Annotated in this window: 9 protein-coding genes; 7 read left to right on the top strand and 2 right to left on the bottom strand. The window is 71.1% G+C overall.

All coding sequences use genetic code 11. The features are described from left to right. The first annotated feature begins 2 nt into the window (after positions 1-2). The 4 genes from ACXJKB_RS14300 to ACXJKB_RS14285 are packed head-to-tail and all read left to right on the top strand — an operon-like array spanning position 3 to position 5,309. Complete coding sequence (locus ACXJKB_RS14300; protein WP_457189434.1) at positions 3-890, top strand: DUF3068 domain-containing protein; 888 nt, start codon at positions 3-5, stop codon at positions 888-890. A 26-nt stretch (positions 891-916) separates the two neighbouring features. Further along, positions 917-1,894 (top strand): AAA family ATPase, encoded by a 978-nt coding sequence (locus tag ACXJKB_RS14295; RefSeq protein ID WP_457189432.1) that lies wholly within the window; start codon positions 917-919, stop codon positions 1,892-1,894. Beyond that, positions 1,891-3,111, top strand: coding sequence for a DUF58 domain-containing protein (locus ACXJKB_RS14290; RefSeq protein ID WP_457189430.1), 1,221 nt, complete (start codon positions 1,891-1,893; stop codon positions 3,109-3,111). The genes ACXJKB_RS14295 and ACXJKB_RS14290 overlap by 4 nt, the downstream gene beginning before the upstream one ends. 17 nt (positions 3,112-3,128) lie before the next feature. Beyond that, positions 3,129-5,309, top strand: a complete 2,181-nt coding sequence (locus ACXJKB_RS14285) for a transglutaminase domain-containing protein (protein WP_457189428.1) — start codon at positions 3,129-3,131, stop codon at positions 5,307-5,309. On the opposite strand, the gene ACXJKB_RS14280 is transcribed toward ACXJKB_RS14285, so the two are convergent. After that, positions 5,247-6,065: a class I SAM-dependent methyltransferase gene (locus tag ACXJKB_RS14280; protein ID WP_457189426.1), complete on the bottom strand. Its 819-nt coding sequence runs from the start codon at positions 6,063-6,065 to the stop codon at positions 5,247-5,249. The genes ACXJKB_RS14285 and ACXJKB_RS14280 overlap by 63 nt on opposite strands. A gap of 65 nt (positions 6,066-6,130) precedes the next feature. On the opposite strand from ACXJKB_RS14280, the gene ACXJKB_RS14275 reads away from it, so the two are divergent. The 3 genes from ACXJKB_RS14275 (at position 6,131) to ACXJKB_RS14265 (ending at position 9,692) form a co-directional block, all read left to right on the top strand. Beyond that, positions 6,131-7,033, top strand: a complete 903-nt coding sequence (locus tag ACXJKB_RS14275; RefSeq protein ID WP_457189424.1) for a phosphotransferase family protein — start codon at positions 6,131-6,133, stop codon at positions 7,031-7,033. A 220-nt stretch (positions 7,034-7,253) separates the two neighbouring features. Next, positions 7,254-8,738 (top strand): 30S ribosomal protein S1, encoded by a 1,485-nt coding sequence (rpsA, locus tag ACXJKB_RS14270; RefSeq protein WP_457189422.1) that lies wholly within the window; start codon positions 7,254-7,256, stop codon positions 8,736-8,738. A gap of 111 nt (positions 8,739-8,849) precedes the next feature. Continuing rightward, positions 8,850-9,692, top strand: a complete 843-nt coding sequence (locus ACXJKB_RS14265) for a patatin-like phospholipase family protein (protein WP_457189420.1) — start codon at positions 8,850-8,852, stop codon at positions 9,690-9,692. Positions 9,693-10,196: 504 nt separating this feature from the next. On the opposite strand, the gene ACXJKB_RS14260 is transcribed toward ACXJKB_RS14265, so the two are convergent. Continuing rightward, positions 10,197-18,173, bottom strand: coding sequence for a PKD domain-containing protein (locus tag ACXJKB_RS14260; protein ID WP_457189419.1), 7,977 nt, complete (start codon positions 18,171-18,173; stop codon positions 10,197-10,199). Between the last annotated feature and the right edge of the window lie 55 nt (positions 18,174-18,228).

Genomic DNA, 18,228 nt, shown 5'->3' with positions numbered 1-18,228 from the left:
CCGTGCGCAAGGTCATCGCCGCCATCTTGGTCGGCCTTGGTTCGTTCCTGCTCGTCGCCGCGCTCACCGTCGTCCTCTGGGGTGGCGATGCCGTCAAGAAGACCCCGCTCGACACGGACTCGGTGACCAACCTGTCCGGGACGGCCGACAAGCTCAACCCGGCGACAGGCGACGTGGAGTCGCTCCAGGTCAAGGCTGCCAGCGTGACCAAGGCCGACGCAGAGCTGTCCGACGACGACGTCGTCGTCTTCGTCAACACGACGTGCCTCGTGATCGACGAGGGCGACACCCCGCAGTGCGTGGACGAGTCCGACGACCGCCTCGTCAGCGCCAGCAGCGACGTGTTCGCCACCGACCGGCAGACCGCCGAGGCGGTGAACGACCCCCAGTACGTCCCGCCGAGCGCCGAGGAGAAGTCGGGCCTCGTCAACAAGTGGCCCTTCGACGCGGAGAAGAAGGACTACACCTACTGGGACAGCATGCTGGGCGAGGCGGTCGACGCCACCTACGACGGCACCGAGACCATCGAGGGTCTCGAGACCTACAGGTACCACGTGCTCGTCGAGGAGGAGCCGGCCGAGGTCGTCGAGGACATCGACGGCGTCTACTCCCAGGACAAGTTCATCTGGATCGACCCGACCACGGGATCCATCGTCAACCAGACCCAGCACGAGGTGCGCGAGCTCGAGGACGGCTCCCCGCTGCTCGACATGGAGCTCGCCTTCACCGACGAGCAGGTCGAGGCCAACGTCGCCGACGCCAAGGACAACGGCCAGTCGCTGGACCTCCTCACGAAGACCCTGCCGCTGATCGGGTTCATCGGCGGTGCGATCGCTCTGCTGGCCGGCCTGTTCCTGTTCCTGCGCGGGCGCCAGCACAAGCATGCCTGAGGCAGGGCCGAACCGTTCCTGACGGCATGTCCGAGCTCGCGACCGTCCAGCCCCAGGATGTGCGGTGGTACGCCGACACGTTCGATCGGATCCAGCGCAACGTGGAGGCTGCCGTCCTCGGCAAGCGGCACGTCGTACGACTCGGGCTGACCTGCCTCGTGTCGGAGGGGCACCTCCTGCTCGAGGACCTGCCTGGCACGGGGAAGACGATGCTGGCCCGGGCGTTGGCGAAGTCGCTCGACTGCTCCTTCGCGCGCATCCAGTTCACACCCGACCTGCTGCCGTCCGACATCACCGGCGTCACGGTCTACGACCAGGCTCACGGTCAGTTCTCCTTCCATCCCGGGCCCCTCTTCCACAGCCTGGTCCTGGCCGACGAGATCAACCGCGCCTCGCCGAAGACGCAGTCCGCACTGCTCGAGGTCATGGAGGAGGGGCACGTGACCGTCGACGGCAAGACCCACGAGGTGCGCCGGCCGTTCATGGTGATCGCGACCCAGAACCCGATCGAGCAGGCGGGCACCTACCAGTTGCCCGAGGCGCAGCTGGACCGGTTCCTGATGCGCACGAGCGTCGGACACCCTGATGCGGAGTCCACCGAGGCCCTGCTGGCGGAGTCCCGTATCCGGGACCGAGCGGCGGACCTCGTGCCGGTGGTCACGGTCCGTGAGATCGAGCGCATGGGTCGGCTGGCCGACATGGTGCACGTCGACCCGGCGGTCATCAGCTACGTGCGCCGTCTCGCCGAGGCCTCGCGCGAGGTGCCCGGGGTCAGGATCGGGCTGTCCACGCGCGGCTGCCTGGCCTGGATCCGCGCTGCCAAGGCGTGGGCGCTCGCCGAACGGCGCGGGCACGTGGTGCCCGAGGACATCGCCATGCTCGCCCACCCGGTGCTCGGCCATCGGTTGCTGATGGTTTCGGCCGCGGCCTACGGGGGCATGACCTCCGAGGAGGTCATCGACGACCTGCTCGCGCAGGTGCCCGCCCCCCGCGACCGCGCGTGAGCGACCGGGCCGGCACTCGGGGCGCCGCCGCACGGCGGCTCGCCGCGCTGCGGCCCTCGCGGTTCGTGGGCCCGCTCCGCCTGCTGACGCCGCTCGGTCGCGGGGTCCTGGCGACGGGGGTCGTCGCGACCGCCCTCTCCGTGCGGTTGAACTGGCAGGAGTTCACCCAGCTGGCCGCCGTCGCGTTCGGTCTGCTGCTGGTGGCGCTCGCGTGGCAGGTGCTGCCCGGAGTGCCCTCGGCAACACTCGTGCTGAAACAGCACCGCACAGTTGTGGGCGCGACTGCCCCGGAGGCGGTCCTCGAGGTCGAGGCGGGGGCGGTCCCGATGATGTTCCCGCGGGTGGTGGTGCCCGTGGGGGGCCGCACCGTGCGTGTGCGCTTGCCGTTCCTCCGGCCCTTCTCGCGGCACGAGGAGGTGGTCGGGCTCCCCGAGATGCCCCGTGGGGCGCACGCCGTCGGACCGGTGACCTACGTGAAGACCGATCCGGTCGGCCTGATGAGTCGCCGCCATGAGGTCGGTGAGGTGGTCCAGCTGCTCGTGTCGCCCCAGGTGACCGACGTGGCTGTCTTCGCCGGAGGACTTGCCAACGACCTCGACGGGGCGACGAGCCAGCAGCTCTCGATGAGCGACCTCGCGTTCCACGCGCTGCGGGAGTACGTCCCGGGCGACGACCTGAGGCACGTGCACTGGCGCTCGTCGGCCAAGGCGGGACAGCTGCTCGTCCGGCAGTTCCACGAGACGCGACGCGGTCACGTCACCGTGCTCCTCGACGGCTCGAGGGCGTCCTACCCGCGCGAGCGGGACTTCGAGCTTGCGACGTCGATCGCGACGTCGATCGCGCTGCGCGCCGTGCGGGACGACTTCGACACCTACCTGTGCTGTGGAGCGCACCATGCCCGCAGCCGCCACCCGATCGACATGACCGACGCCGCGTGCCGGTTCGCGCTGGAGAACCGCGACGACTACTTCGCTCACGCGGCCGAGGCGGCCGGACACCTCGCCGGAACGGGGCTCGTGGTCCAGGTGACGGGGGCGGCCCGGGCACTCGTCGACCTCGACACGGCGGCTGCGCAGTTCGGCCGCGGGGCGGACTGGATCGTCGTACGCGCAGACAGCGATGGGGAGACGGCCGTGCGTGACAGCGGAGCCCTGCGCGAGCTGTCGGTCCCGGACCTGGCACGACTACAGGACCTGATGGCGCGAGGGATGCGGTGAGGCGCCAGCAGGGGAGCGTGGTCGACGGGGTCGTCGTCATCGTCGCGTCGGCGATGATCCTGTCGATCCTGGACGACAGCTTCGCAGACCGCAGCTACCTGCTGGCAGGCCTGGTACCGGTCGTGCTGCTCGTCTCGCTCGCCCTTGCCATCCGGCGTGTGCACGAGGGCGGGTGGTGGTACTCCCTCGTCGGGCTGGCGGGCTTCGTCCCGGTCGGCGCTTGGTCCGCCCTGCGCGAGCCGGGGCCGTGGCTGTTCCCCACGCTGCGCACGGTGACGCACGTCCTGACGGACTCCGTCCACGCACCCACCACCCTGGTCAGCACCGTCCCGCCGGTGGAGCCGAGCGGCCAGGTGATGCTGGTGCCGTACCTCATCGGGTTCCTGGCGGCGTTCCCGGCGGCCTGGTTCGCGGTCGCGACGACGCGCCCCTTGGCGCCGGTGGTGCCCTTGCTGGCAGCCCTCGCTGCGACCATCCCGCTCGGCGTGCTGGCCCCGAGCCACACGGTGATGCGCGGCGTCCTCGTGGCGGTGGTCCTCCTCGGCTGGGCGGCCGTGCGGGCCCGCCGACGCGAAGCATTCGTCGGTGCGGGCCGCGGCTCGGCCGCGGCCGCGACGGCGGCAGTCCTGACCGTGGTGCTGGTGTCGGCCCTCGCAGGACTCGTGGTGCCCGACACCGGCGTGTCTGACCGCGTGCTGCTCAGCGGCAGGAACGACACGCCTCTCGTTGCCGACACGCCGGCGCTGCCCGTGCCGAGAACCGATGACATCAGGTTGTTCAAGGCAAGCGGCGTCCCCGACGGCCGTCGGCTGCGACTGGCCGTGCTGGACCTGTACGACGGAGCGGCCTGGATACCGGCGGACGACTCGCCGGGCTCTGACGGCTACGGGACGTTCAAGCGTATCGGTCCCGCCGTGACGGCCCTTCACCCTGGCACCACAGCCGTGGTGCGGGTGCGGTTCCGGCCCGGCTATTCCAGCGACTGGCTGCCGATGCTCGGCGAGCTGACCAGCATCGACCTCGACTTCAACCCCGGTCGGACCGACGTCGGCGACGTGCGCTACAACCAGGCGACTGCCAGCGCCCTGGTGCTCGGCGGGGTCGACGTACACGACGAGTACCGCTTCGAGTCGGTGGTGGGGAACGTGAGCTTCACCCGCCGGGACCCGACGCGCGAGCCGTCCGAGGAGCAGCGACAGCCGGGCGGAGCGTTCCTCGACGAGGACCTGCAGCCCTTCGACCGCCGGGAGCTGCTGCCGCTGGAGCGGGTCCTGCTGCTGGCCCGCTACCTCCGGACCCACGGCACGGTGCGGATCGCTGAGGACTTCGACCAGTCGCCCGACATGCTCGGCCACCGCATGCTGGGATCGCAACGGATGACCGGCACCGCCTTCCAGTACAGCGCCTTGATGGCTCTCGGGGCTTCCCGGCTCGGCGTGGCTGCACGGCTGGTGACAGGTGCGGAGCCGGGTCGGGGCGGTCTCGTCGACTACGGCGACCTGACCTCGTGGGTGGAGCTGCAGTTCGAGGACGGCACCTGGCGGCCACTCGAGCTCGATCGCTACCTGAGCTCGCGCGTGCTCGAGGAGGGCGCGGAGCCGGTGCCGGCGCCTGACCCTGCGGAGTTCGTCCGGGAACAGCTCGACCAGGCGTCGAAGGGGAGGGACGAGGAGATCCGCCCCCCCTCCGCCACCTCCGAGTCTCGCCCTGGCCGGCAGGTGGCCGTGGTCGTCGTGGCCGGGACGGTGGCTCTAGGCCTCGCCGTGTTGCTGCTCGTGCCGCTGGTGAAGCGGGTGCGTCGCGCGCGCCGACGGCGTACCTCGTCGTGGTCGGGCGTCTACGTCAACGGCTGGCAGGAGGTGCTCGACGCGGCCCGCGACCGTGGCACCCCGGCGCCGGAGGGGTGGAGCCGCGCGGCTCAGGCGGCGCAGCTGGGCGTTCCGCCGGATCTCGCGCGCTGGGCGGACGCCGCCGTCTTCGCGCCCGCACCGCCACCTGGGAAGGACGCCCGAGACTTCTGGGACGCCTGCCAGCAGCTGCGACGCCACGTGGTCGCGGAGGCGGAGTGGCGGCGCCGGTGGTGGTCCCACCTCAACCCCGCCTCGCTCATCGCCGGCTGGGCCCGCGGCCGTCGGTCAGCCCAGCAGGTGCGCCACGAAGATCGCGGTGCCGGGCGTCAACAGCCCGCGGGCACGTGACCAGCCGCCCCAGACCCGGTCGTTCTGCTCGGGCCACTCGGGCTCGACGAGGTCGACCAGCCGGAAGTCGCGCGCGGCGAGCAGGCGTACCCAGTCGCCGAGCGTGCGGTGGTGCTCGACGTAGGCGACCACGTCGCTGGCGTCGTCGACCTCCACGTAGGGCGTGCGGTCCCAGTAGGACTGCGTCGCCGTCAGGCCGGGCTCGCCCGGGTCGTCGGGGAACATCCAGCGCGTCGGGTGGGTGACGGAGAAGGCGAAGCGGCCTCCCGGGCGCAGCACCCGGGCGACCTCGGCGATCGCAACGTCGATGTCGCTGACGAACTGCAGGGCGCCGAACGAGCAGAAGACGACGTCGAAGCTGCGGGGAGCGAAGGGCAGGGCGGTGGCGGTGCCACGGACGGACGGCACGGCCACACCGGTCTCCTCGTCGAGCCGCAGCGAGTGCTGAAGCTGGCGGTGCGACAGGTCGAGGCCGAACCCGCGGCCGCCGCGTGTGCGCACCCAGCGCGAGCACTGGCCGGCACCGCTGCCCACCTCGAGCACGTCGAGACCGGACACGTCGCCGAGGACCCCGAGCTCGTCCTCGGTGTGGCCCTCGGGCCCCCAGACGAAGCCGGCGTCTCCGAGGAACGCCCCGTGCGTGGCCTGGTACTCGTCGGCGTAGCGGTCCCAGTCGGGCCCGTTGGCGCTGCGCGACTCGCGCTCGGAGACGGGGCGCCGCTCGACCCGTACGGACTGCGGCAGGTGATCCTCCACGCCCGGAGCGTACTTCCCGGCCGTGGGGCCACGGCCTCGGTGCCCCCGTGGCACCATGCGAGGCGATGAGCGAGCTGGGGACGGTGCTGCGGCCGTTGGAGGGTGGCCACTCGGGGCGGACCTTCCTCGGGGAGGTCGCCGGCGAGCGTGCCGTCGTCAGGTTCTACCCACCGGGTGACCCCCGCGGGGACGCCGCACCCGAGGTGGACCAGGCGGTGCTGCGACTCGTGCGCGGGCTGCTCCCCGTCCCGGACGTCCTCGAGGTCCGGCACGCGGATGCAGCGGCGGGCCGGCCCGGGCTGCTGGTGACGTCGTGGCTGCCGGGGGAGCGCGGCGACCTCGTCGTGGAGCGCCTCGCCGCCGCCGGTGACGCCGACGGGCTCACCCGGCTCGGGGCGAGCACCGGGGCGGTCGCCGCCGCGCTCGCGGGGATGCCGATGCTGCGACCGGGGCCCTTCGTCGACGCCGAGCTGACCGTCGGCGCCTTCCCCGATGGCGGCCTGGACGACTGGGTCGCCTCCCGCCTGGCGCACTGGCCCGAGTCCGAGCGCACGCCGCTGGCGGAGGTGGCCCGGCAGTCGCAGGACCTGCTCGACACGCAGCGGCGGACCTGCCTCGTGCACAGCGACCTGAACCCGAAGAACCTGCTCGTCGACCCCGACACCCTCGAGGTGACCGGCGTGCTCGACTGGGAGTTCGCGCACGCGGGGCACCCGTGGACCGACCTCGGCAACCTGCTGCGGTTCGAGCGGGACCCGTCCTACGTGGCGAGAGTCCTCGGGGCCTGGACGACCCGGCACGGGGGAGCGGTCGCCGAGCTGCTCGACGGGGCGCGGGCGGCCGACCTCTGGGCGCTCGTCGACCTCGCCTCCCGCAAACGGGACAACCCGGTGGCCGACCGCTCCGCGACGCTCCTCAGGGCCGTCGCGCAGGCCGGCGACGTGCACGCGTGGCCCGGCGCGTCGTAGGACCGCTCTGAGCGTGGGCTGAGCGTGGCCCGGCCGGTTGGACGCGAGGTGTCGGGCCCGCGTAGTCTTGGGAGTTGCGCCAGTCGTCTGCCCGGCTTCCATACCGAGCGAACCCGGGCTCGCCGCGTCACCGCGGGTGATCACTCACCGTCGGGGACCAGCGAAACAGGCGGTTGCACGCGTCCGCACGACTCCATCCATCCAAGGAATCTTCTTCCATATGACGAGCACGCTCTCCACTCTTCCGGACTACGACGCCCCTCAGGTGGCGATCAACGACATCGGGTCCGAAGAGGACTTCCTCGCGGCAATCGACGCGACGATCAAGTACTTCAACGACGGCGACATCGTCGACGGCACCATCGTCAAGGTGGACCGCGACGAGGTCCTCCTCGACATCGGCTACAAGACCGAGGGCGTCATCCCCTCGCGCGAGCTGTCGATCAAGCACGACGTCGACCCCAACGAGGTCGTTTCCGTGGGCGACAAGGTCGAGGCCCTGGTCCTCCAGAAGGAGGACAAGGAAGGCCGTCTGATCCTGTCCAAGAAGCGCGCCCAGTACGAGCGCGCCTGGGGCACCATCGAGCAGGTCAAGGAGGAGGACGGCGTCGTCGAGGGCACCGTCATCGAGGTCGTCAAGGGCGGCCTCATCCTCGACATCGGCCTGCGCGGCTTCCTGCCCGCGTCGCTGGTCGAGATGCGTCGCGTCCGCGACCTGCAGCCCTACGTCGGCCAGACGCTCGAGGCGAAGATCATCGAGCTCGACAAGAACCGCAACAACGTGGTCCTGTCCCGCCGTGCCTGGCTCGAGCAGACCCAGTCCGAGGTTCGCCACGGCTTCCTGACCCAGCTCCAGAAGGGCCAGATCCGCAAGGGCGTCGTCTCCTCGATCGTCAACTTCGGTGCGTTCGTGGACCTCGGCGGCGTCGACGGCCTCGTCCACGTCTCGGAGCTGTCCTGGAAGCACATCGACCACCCGTCCGAGGTCGTCGCCGTGGGCGACGAGGTCACCGTCGAGGTCCTCGACGTGGACATGGACCGCGAGCGTGTCTCCCTGTCGCTGAAGGCGACGCAGGAGGACCCGTGGCAGCACTTCGCCCGCACCCACCAGATCGGCCAGATCGTGCCGGGCAAGGTCACCAAGCTGGTGCCCTTCGGCTCGTTCGTCCGCGTCGAGGAGGGCATCGAGGGCCTGGTGCACATCTCCGAGCTCGCCGAGCGTCACGTCGAGATCCCCGAGCAGGTCGTCCAGGTCAACGACGACGTCATGGTCAAGATCATCGACATCGACCTCGAGCGTCGCCGGATCTCGCTGTCGCTCAAGCAGGCCAACGAGACCGCTGCCGCCGCTGACGTGGAGGAGTTCGACCCCACGCTCTACGGCATGACCGCGACCTACGACGAGCAGGGCAACTACGTCTACCCCGAGGGCTTCGACCCCGAGACGGGCGAGTGGCTCGAGGGCTTCGACGAGCAGCGTGCGGTCTGGGAGGACCAGTACGCCAAGGCGCACGCTCGCTGGGAGCAGCACGTCAAGCAGCAGGCCGACGCGAAGGTCGCCGAGGCCGAGGCCGGCGAGGCCACCTCGTACTCCTCCGGTGGCAACGACACCGAGGACGAGACCGGTGGCGACACCGGCGGTTCGCTGGCGTCCGACGAGGCGCTGCAGGCGCTCCGCGAGAAGCTCACGGGCGGCCAGGCCTGATCGGCTGACCACCACGCACGACACGACGGCCCGCCGGGGAGACCCGGCGGGCCGTCGCCGTCTCCGGACGCGTGTGGCCAGCATCAGGTCCGGTCCGCTACAACTGGGCCCATGACAGGACGCGGCACGTCGGCACTGGTCCTCGGCGGCGGTGGCATCACCGGGATCGCCTGGGAGCTCGGCATCCTCACCGGACTGGCGCGGGCCGGGGTCGACCTCACGGGGGCCGACATCGTCGTCGGCACCTCGGCGGGGTCGGTCGTGGGTGCCCAGGTGACCAACGGCCTGCCGCTCGAGGACCTGTACGCCGAGCAGCTCGAGCCCGCCGACGCCGAGATCGGCGGGCGGCTGTCCCGCATTGCCGCGCTCAAGCTCGTCCCGCCCTACGTGCTGCCCGGCAGTGGCCGCGACAAGCTGGCCCGCGTCGGACGGGTCGCCCACGCGTCCCACGCCCCCGGCAGCGTCGACCGCGAGGGCGTGATCCGCTCGCGGCTCCCGGTGCAGGACTGGCCCGACCGCGACCTGCGCATCACGGCCGTCGAGACCACCACCGGTGAGTTCACCGTGTTCGGGCCCGACTCCGGGGTCGACCTGGTCGCGGCGGTCGCGGCCAGCTGTGCCGTCCCCACGGTGTGGCCGCCCGTCGAGATCGGCGGCCGCGCCTACATGGACGGCGGGATGCGGTCGAACGCCAACGTCGACGTGGCCGAGGGCGCCGAGCGGGTCGTCGTGCTCGCACCGCTCCCGCGGTCGGTGAGCAGGAAGACGTCCATCCGCGCCCAGGTCGAGCGCGTCGGGCCGCGTGCCTGGTCGGTGGTGACGCCGGACGCCGACGCCCTGGCCGCCTTCGGCCGCAACCTGCTCGACCCCGCCAAGCGCGCCGTCGCGGCCGAGGCCGGGCTCCGCCAGGCCCGCGGCCTGGTCGACCAGGTCGGGCCGGTCTGGTCCGCCTGAGGTCGCGGGTGGCGCTCTGAGGTCTGAGGAGCTCGAACATGAGCGGTGCCTGAGCCACCTTCCGGGCGACCAGAACGTGGCTGGCGCACCGCCCGCCCGCCGACCCGCCTGCGAACCCCCAGAGGTCACGCTCCTCGGCGACCAGGGCCGTCGCGTCCTGAGGGGGGAGGAGCCCGGACCACACGCCCTTCGGGGTGCCGGTCGTGCCGCTGGTGCAGTGGATCGGTCGCCCGAGGGGCAGCGACCGCGACCGGCCGGGGCGAGCGGCGAGCAGCTGCGCGAGCTGCTCCTGCGACGTCACGACCAGGTCGGGAGCGTCGGCGAGCAGGGCGAGGACCAGGTCGACGTACGCCGGCGAGCCGGGGACCAGCAGCGCCACGCGGTCACCGGCGAGCAGGCTCTCCCCCTCGCCGGTGCTGACCATGGTGGAATCGTGCCTGCCGCTGTGGACGCACCAGCACCCGCCGGGAGTCCGGCGGGTGCTGGTGGTGGGGTGACGGTGCGTCAGCGGCGAACGGTGATCCAGAAGCGGACGGTGCGCTTGTTGCCCGCCTCGTCCCGGACCTTCAGCACGACGCGGTGCCGACCCGGCGCGAGCCGCTTCGCCGTCGCGACCATGACGCCCTTGCGGTTGACCCGCACCTTCGCCGCGGCCCGACCGCCGAAGCGCACCGTGACGTCGCGCGCCCGGAGGTCGTCGTACCGGTCGCTGAGGCGCGCGCGCACCGCGGGCGTCCGGTCCTTGGTCGCCTGGGGACCCTTCAGCACCTTGACCGTGGGCTTGCCCCGGTCCACCGTCCAAATCTGCACCGCCGGGCTGGCGTCGGTGTTGCCCGCCTTGTCGGTGGCCCGGACCCGCAGCTCGTGCTCGCCCTGCCCGAGCTTGTTGAACGTCGCCGGGGAGCTGCACGCGGCCCACGCCCCGCCGTCCAGGCTGCACTCGAAGGTGCTGCCGGTCTCGGAGGAGGTGAAGGTGAACGTCGCTGCCGGACCCCGCCCCTGGCCCTTCGGGCCGCCGGTGATGGTGGTCTCGGGGGCGGTGGTGTCACCCGGAGCCGGCTTGGCCTTGACCGTGACGGTCACCTTGCCCTCACCGGCAGCGACCTCGTCGCTGCCGGCGTAGGCCGCGGTGAACGCCACCGTGCCGGGCTCGGTGAACGGACCGACCGTGAAGGTCGCGGTGCCGCCCTCGAGCGCGGTGGGGCCGTAGGACTTCCCGCCACCGGTGAGCGTGACCTCGCCGGTCGGGGTGGCCCCGTCGGCCTCCACGTCGACCGACACCCGGGTGGTGTCGCCCACGGTGACCTCGGAGGGCGTCGCCGTGGCCGTGACCGTCGAGGCGACGGGGTCGGTCGGGTCGGTCGGGTCGTCGCTGACGACGACCTCGACCGTGTCGGTGACCTCGTCGGTGCCGCCCTGCATGCTCACCGTGACCGTGGCCTCGTAGGTGCCGGGCTCGGTGTAGGTGTGGGTCGGGTCGGCCCCCTCGCCCTGCTCGCCGTCACCGAAGTCCCAGGCGTAGGTGAGCCCGTCGACGCTCGGGTCGAGGTCGACGCACCCGATCCGCTTGGCCGGGTTGTCCGGGTCGTGGATCACGATGGCCATCGCCTTGGAGCCGGCGCGCTGGTCGCTCGTGACGACCACCTCGCCGCTGGTGCCGTCGGCCTTGCTGGTGAACGGCAGCCAGATCTCGTTCTCCTCCGAGAACGGCAGGTCGGTGTCGAAGCGGAAGTGCGCTCCGCCGTTGCCGTTGGCGCACGACTGCTCGTGGACGTGGACCATGTGCGCAGCTGCCGGCTTGAGGCCGGTGACGTCGAGCGTGGTCACGGTGGTGTCGCGCGAGCGGACCATCGATGCGGTGCCCGTGAGGTTCGGGTAGGTGGCCGTGCCGTCGGCGAAGGCGCTGAGGTCGCCCTCGGTGGTGACCACCGTGGAGAAGTCGACCTCCAGCGGTGCGTCACCGGTGTCCGGCGTGGCCGTCGCGTCGATCTCGGGCAGTGCATCGACGCTGATCTCGACGCTGTCGCTGCCCTTGTTGCCGTCGGGATCGGTCACTGTCAACGTGGCGGTGTAGCTGCCCGAGGCGGTGTAGACGTGGTTCAGCGGCGGCTTCGGACCCGTGTACGTCGTCCCGTCGCCGAAGTCCCACGTGTAGCTGAGCGGGCCGCCCTGGTCGTCCATCGCACTGATGTCGAAGGCGACCGGCAGGGGAGCGGGACCGCTGGTGGGCGTCGCCTCGATGGAGACCCGCGGCGCCTCACCGGTGACAGCGATCTCGAACTCGTCCTCGTAGGTCCCGCCCTTGCCGTCGCTCACGGTCAGGGTCGCGGTGTACCGGCCGGGCTCGGCGTACGTCACGTGGGCGTGCGACGACGTCGACTGGTCGGAGGGCCCGTCGCCCTGGCCGAAGTCCCACAGGTAGGTCAACGCGTCACCGTCGGGGTCGCTGGCGCGCGCCTCGAAGTGGACGTAGAGCGGCGCGGGGCCGGTGCGCGGCGAGACGAACGGCTGCGCCGTCGGCGGCTGGTTGTCCGCCTCGGGCTCCTCGACCACCACGGTGCCGCGCATGGTGGCGCCGTGGATGCTGCACCAGTACTCGTAGGTGCCGGGCTTGGTGAAGGTGTAGCGGATCGGGTCGCCGTTGGGTCCGCGGTACTCCTGCAGGGCGGGGTCCCACGTGTCCGCGCTGTCGAGGGAGGTCAGGTCGTGGCCCATCGTGGCCCGGTCGAACTGCCACTCCACCGTGTCACCGACCTCGATGGTGACGGTCGACGTGCCGTTGTCCGCGGACACCCACTGGTTGTTGGTGGCGGAGTCGACGGCGTCGACGACCCACGTACGTCCCTCGGCGGGCTCCTCGACGACGACCTCGACCGTGTCCTCGCCGGTCTGGCCCTCGGGGTCGGTGACCGTCACCGTGGCCGTGTAGGTGCCCGGCTCGGTGTAGGTCCAGCTCGCGTCGGCGGTGCCGGCGGTGTCGTCCTGCGTGCCGCCCACGCCGAAGTCCCACGCGTAGGTGAGCTCGCCACCCTCGGGGTCGCTGCCCTCGGCGCTGAACTCGACGTCCAGCGGCGCGGTGCCGGAGGTGGGCTCGGCTGCCGCGGTCACGCTCGGCGCCTCGCCCTGCTCCATGCCGGACCAGCGGAAGAAGTCGAAGTCGGCGACCGGGTCGCCCGGCGCTTCGCCCTTCAGCGCCATCATGCCGACGCGCGGGTTGCTGATCCCGGCCAGGGTGCGCGGGTCACCGACCTGCGTGAACTCCTCGCCGTCGGTGGAGTACCACCCGCGCAGCTGGGAGCCGTCGGAGGTGTACCGCAGCCAGAACGTGGTGGGGAAGTCGCCGGGCAGGAAGGGCCCGTCGAAGCTGCCGCCGCCGGTGTTCCAGTTGCCGGTGAACTCGAAGTCGTTGTTGCTCGGGCTCGACGACTTGAGGAACTCGATCCACTCGTTGTTGTTGCCCTTGTCGACGAACGTCAGCTTCGCGAAACCGGAGCCGCCGCTGCCGGCGACCACGAGCCCGGCCTGCTGGCCACCCTCGGTCGGGTCCCAGGTGAGCTTGGTCGTCGCCGTCCACGCACCGTCGGGTGCGTCCTGCGTGATGACGTTGGCGGTGTCGTTGTACTCACCGGGACGGGCGGTCAGGTGCAGCGCACCGCCGGAGACGTCGTACGCCGTCTCGTCGGGGCGGCGGACCGTCCAGTGGCAGTTGTCGAGCAGCTCGGAGTCGTTGAACTCGTCCGAGCGCTCGGGCTGCTCGCACGGCGGGGCCGGCTCCTCGCCCCGGACGCCGGAGACCGCGAAGACGTGGAGCTTCGGGTCGGCCGGGAGCGTCAGGGTGTCGGGCTGCTTGCCGGCCTCGAGCGGGATCCGCTGGGTGAAGATCATGACCCGCGGCGAGGTGTCGCCGCCGCCGTTGTGGCGGTAGGGCATGTCGATGGCGATCTCCTCGCCGAACTTCGGGGTCACGGCCCAGTCGGTGAACCGCAGGGGCACCTGGACGGTGGAGCCGTCGTTGTAGGCGAGGGTGGCCTCCTTCTGCACGTCACCGTTGTGGGCCGTGGCGAGGATGCTCAGCTCGTCGTAGGTGCCGGTCGGCAGGGTGACCACCTGGCCGTCGGACTCGACGTTGTTGAGCTGCCCGTCGGCCGGGCTGCCGAAGTCGTAGTCCACGCCGTTGATCCGGACCGGACCACCGTTCTGCTGGACGGCCTGGGGGAGGAGCTCCGCGGCGAAGGTCCAGCCGCCGCCGTCGAAGTTGCCGTCACCGGGGTTGGCGTCGGTGGAGATGCCGTCGTTGTTGAACAGCTCCGACAGGTCGGCCACCGGGCGGCACTCGCCGTCGGCGAGCACCTCGATGCGCACCGAGCTGGTGCCGGTGTTGCCGTCGGGGTCGGTCGCGGTGACGGTCGCGGTGTACTCGCCCGCCGCCGTGTAGGTCCAGGTCGGCGACTTCTCCGTGGAGGTGTCGTCGCCCGTGCCGTCCACGCCGAAGTCCCACGCCCAGGTAACGGCCTGGTCCTGCGGGTCCGTCGCGGAGGCGTCGAAGTCGACCTCCAGCGGCAGCACGCCGCAGCGTGGGGTCGCGGTCGCGGTGGCGACCGGGTCGACGAGGACGGTGATCTCCTCGGTCGTGCGGGTCAGGCCGCGGTTGCCGTCGGCGTCGACGGGCGTCACCTCGGCGGTGAACGTGCCACCCTCGGTGTAGGTGTGCGAGACCGTGCCCGAGGCACCGGTGACGGGGTCGGACCCGTCGCCGAAGTCCCAGTCGTAGGTGATCGCGTCGTCCTGCCGGTCGACGCCCTCGGCGGTGAAGTCCACCTCGAGGGGTGCGGCGCCACGGACCGGGTCGGCCGTCAGCTCGTTGACGAACGGCTCCTGGACCTCGAGCTCCCGGACCTGGATGTTGCGGAAGCTGACCTTGTCGGCGTCACCGTGGTTCTGCAGGCCGATGTAGCCGTCGGTGCCGCGGGTGCCGTCGGAGGTGTACTCGTTCACCACCTGGCCGTTGAGCGTCATCGTGTAGGTCTGGCCCTCGACGGTGATCTCGTAGTCGTTCCACTCGCCGATCGGCTTGGCGTTGCGCGCGTCCTCGCGGTCGAAGTTGTAGACCGAGCCGGTCTTCTGCGGCTCGTCATTGGGCTGACCCTCCTTGATCTGGATCTCGTGGCCGTTGTCGACGGCGACGAAGGGGTCGTTGCCCGGGTCGGGGAAGCGGGTGAAAACGCCGGAGTTGTCGCCGTCATCGGAGAGCTTGAACTGCAGCTTGACGGTGTAGTCCTCGAAGGTCCGCTCGGAGAACCAGAACAGCCCGAGGCCGCCGAAGCTGGTGAGCTCGCAGTTCTCGACGGTGAAGCCACCGGGGCCGGACTGCTTCCAGCCGGACACGTCGGTGCCGTCGAAGAGCAGCTCGTAGCCCTCGTCGGGGGTCGGCGCGGTCGCACAGGGCTGCCGCACGGTGACGTCGACGGCCCGGCTGGTCGACTTGCCGGTCTCGTCCTCCACGGTCAGCGTGGCGGTGTAGGTGCCCGGCTCGGGGTAGGTCCACGTGGCCGAGGCCGTGGTCGCGGTGTCGTCGTCCGTGCCGTCGACGCCGAAGTCCCAGGCGTAGGTGATGTCGTCGCCGTCGGGGTCGTCGGCCTCGGCGGTGAAGTCGACCTCGAGCGGCGCCAGGCCGTCGGCCGGGGTGGCGGTGGCCGACGTGATGACGGGTGAGGTGTTGCTGGCGACGCCCTTGCCCGAGACGGAGAACTCGTCGAAGTTCATCTCGCCGTTGCCGGCGTACACGAAGTAGAGCGGGCGACCGCCGGCGTCGGCGTCGCGAGCGGTGATCGCGGCGCTGACCGTCTTGTAGAAGTACTGGCCCTGCGTCCCGCCGTCCAGCGGCACCGTTGCCACGACCGGGCCGTTCGCGGCACCCGCGCGCACCTGGATCGTCGCGCCTGCCTGCGGCCCGCCGGAGTAGCGGATCGACACGTCGGTCATGCTGGACAGGCTCATCGGGTCGAACATCACCCAGTCGCCGTTGCCCATGCCGGTGATCAGGCCGCCGCCACCGGGTCGCGTCCCGGACTTGTCGTCGTAGCCGGTGTAGCCGACGCCCTGGCGGTTGGTCGCGTGCTCGGCCTGGCGCAGCTTGGGCTGGAGGATGACGGTGTCGCTGCCCTGCAGCGACGCGTTGGCGCCGCCGTTGGCGCCGCCGTCGCGGTAGGTCGCGATGAGGACGCCGTACGTGTTCGCGTCCGGTCCGTGGTCGGCCGAGGCCGCGGTGCGGATGGTGCCCTCACAGCCGTTGACCGACAGGTTCGGGTGCACGTGGATGTCGTGGCCGAGGCCCTCCTGGACCACGACCTCGCTGCAGTCGACGGTCTCCTCGGCGTCCTGCACGTCGACCACGAACGGGATGTCGTCGCCGGAGGCGTAGAAGCCGCCGTCGACGGGGAGCTCGATCTGCACCTTCGGGGCGGTGTTGCCGACATTGACCACGACCTGCGAGGTCGCGGACTTGCCGGTCGAGTCGGTCACCGTGAGGACCACCGTGTAGTCGCCGACGGAGTCGTAGGTCCACGACGGCGATGCCTCGGTCGAGTCGGTCTGGCCGTCGCCGTCGAGGTCCCACGCGTAGGTGACGTCGTCACCGTCGGGGTCGCTCGTGCCGTCGCTGCTGAACTGGACGGTGAGCGGGGCCGGACCCTCGGTGACGTCGGCGCTCGCGCGAGCCACCGGCGCCGAGCCGTTGATCGCGTAGTCGATGCGCACGAGCTTGGTCTGCGGGGAGCCGGAGAAGAAGCCGGTGCCGTACTCCAGGACGTACATCGAGCCGTCGGGACCGAACTCCATGTCGCCGGGAGCCACGAAGCCGCTCATGAAGTCGTTGATGGAGGCGATGTTGCCCTCGGCATCCATCCGCACCTCCTTGATCCAGCCGCGGCTCATCTCCGTCATGAAGTAGGAGCCCTCGTAGTGCGCCGGGAAGGCGGTGTCCTTGGCCGCGGTGTTCTGCGACTGCCGGTAGACCTGGCCGCCGGTCGGGGTCGCGCCCTGGACGGCGGGGTACTTGTAGGGGGCGACGTCGGAGTAGGGGATCCAGGCGTCGGTCATCGGGGGCAGCGTCTGCAGCCCGGAGCTGTTGGGGGAGTCGTTGACGCCGGCCATCTCCTGCGGGTCGTTGCAGGGGAAGCGCTTGGGGGTGCCGTCGGGGTTGGTGCGGTAGCGGTTGGCCACGAAGTCCCAGTCGACGTAGGCGCCACCGAAGTCCATCTTGGTGAGGTCGTCGCCGACCTCGCCCCCGCAGTAGGGCCAGCCGCCGTTCATCGGGACCTCGGTGCGGTTGAACTCCTCGAAGTGGCGGGGACCGCGGTTGGGGCTGTTGACGCGCGAGTCCGGGCCGACCTCGCCCCAGTAGAGGGCGTCGGTGTCGGCGTCAACGCCGAGCCGGTAGGGGTTGCGCAGGCCCATCACGTAGATCTCGGGCCGCGTCTTCGCCGCATCGGCGTCGGGGTAGAGCGCGGACGGGTAGGCGCCGCCCTCGCCGAACAGGTTGCCCTCGGGGATGTCGTACGAGATGCCGTCCCCGGCGGTCGGGTTCACGTCGCCGGCGTCGTCGTTGCGGGGGATGACGCGCAGGATCTTGCCGCGCAGGTCGTTGGTGTTGGCCGAGGACTTCTGCGCGTCGTAGTCGGAGCGTCCGGTCCGCTCGTCGTGGGGGGAGTAGCCGTCGTTGTCGGAGGACGACGTGTTGTCGCCCGTCGCGAGGTGCAGCACGCCGCCGTCGCCGAACTGCACCGAGCCGGCGGAGTGGCAGCAGACGTTGCGCTGGGTGCCGACCTCGAGGATGACCTTCTCCGACGCCTTGTCGACGAAGGTCTCGCCGTCCGCGTCGGTCTCGACGGTGAGGCGGGACAGCCGGTTGGCGTTGTGCGAGGCGGGCAGCGGTGCGTAGTAGACGTAGATCCAGCTGTTGTCGGCGAAGTCGGGGTCGACGGTGATGCCGAGGCCACCGTCCTCCAGGCCGCTCCACACCCCGAGGCTGGGGTTGTTCATGACGATCTCGATGCTGCCGTCGGCGGGGTCGTACATCGAGATGTCGCCGGCGCGGGTGATGAAGAAGACCCGCCCGTCCGGGGCGACCGTCAGCTCCATGACCTCACCGAGGCCGGTGCCCTGGCCGAGGACGACCTTCTGGAACTTCGACAGGTCCGGCGGGTCGTCGGCGGCAGCCGCTGCCGTCGTGCCCGTGGCTGCCTTGCCGGCCCGGTCGCTCTTCCCGGCCCGGTCGCCCTTGGCGGCGGGGGCCCCGGTCTCGGACTCGGCCTCGGACTTCGCCCCGTCCTTCGCCCCGTCCTTCGCGGCTCCGGACGTGGTCCGGTCCGGCACGGGATCGGGCACGGCGGCCACCACCGGGGCGCTCAGCCCGAGGGCGAGCCCCAGGGCGGTCACCAGGGCGAGCAGCGAGACGAGGAGCTGACGAGACCGCACAGGCATGACGTGCCTTCCACAACCGAGTTTGAGTGGCGTCACCTGCCGGACGGCGGTGTGA

It is taken from the genome of Nocardioides sp. P5_E3, from assembly GCF_054049275.1.
Note: the sequence above shows the minus strand (reverse complement) of the source record. Positions and strands in the feature narration are given on the sequence as shown.

Bases quoted from the DNA above. Each gene is read 5' to 3' on its own strand.
- ACXJKB_RS14265 (WP_457189420.1), top strand. From the start codon at position 8,850: ATGACAGGACGCGGCACGTCGGCACTGGTCCTCGGCGGCGGTGGCATC.
- ACXJKB_RS14275 (WP_457189424.1), top strand. From the start codon at position 6,131: ATGAGCGAGCTGGGGACGGTGCTGCGGCCGTTGGAGGGTGGCCACTCG.
- rpsA (WP_457189422.1), top strand. From the start codon at position 7,254: ATGACGAGCACGCTCTCCACTCTTCCGGACTACGACGCCCCTCAGGTG.
- ACXJKB_RS14295 (WP_457189432.1), top strand. From the start codon at position 917: ATGTCCGAGCTCGCGACCGTCCAGCCCCAGGATGTGCGGTGGTACGCC.
- ACXJKB_RS14260 (WP_457189419.1), bottom strand. From the start codon at position 18,173: ATGCCTGTGCGGTCTCGTCAGCTCCTCGTCTCGCTGCTCGCCCTGGTG.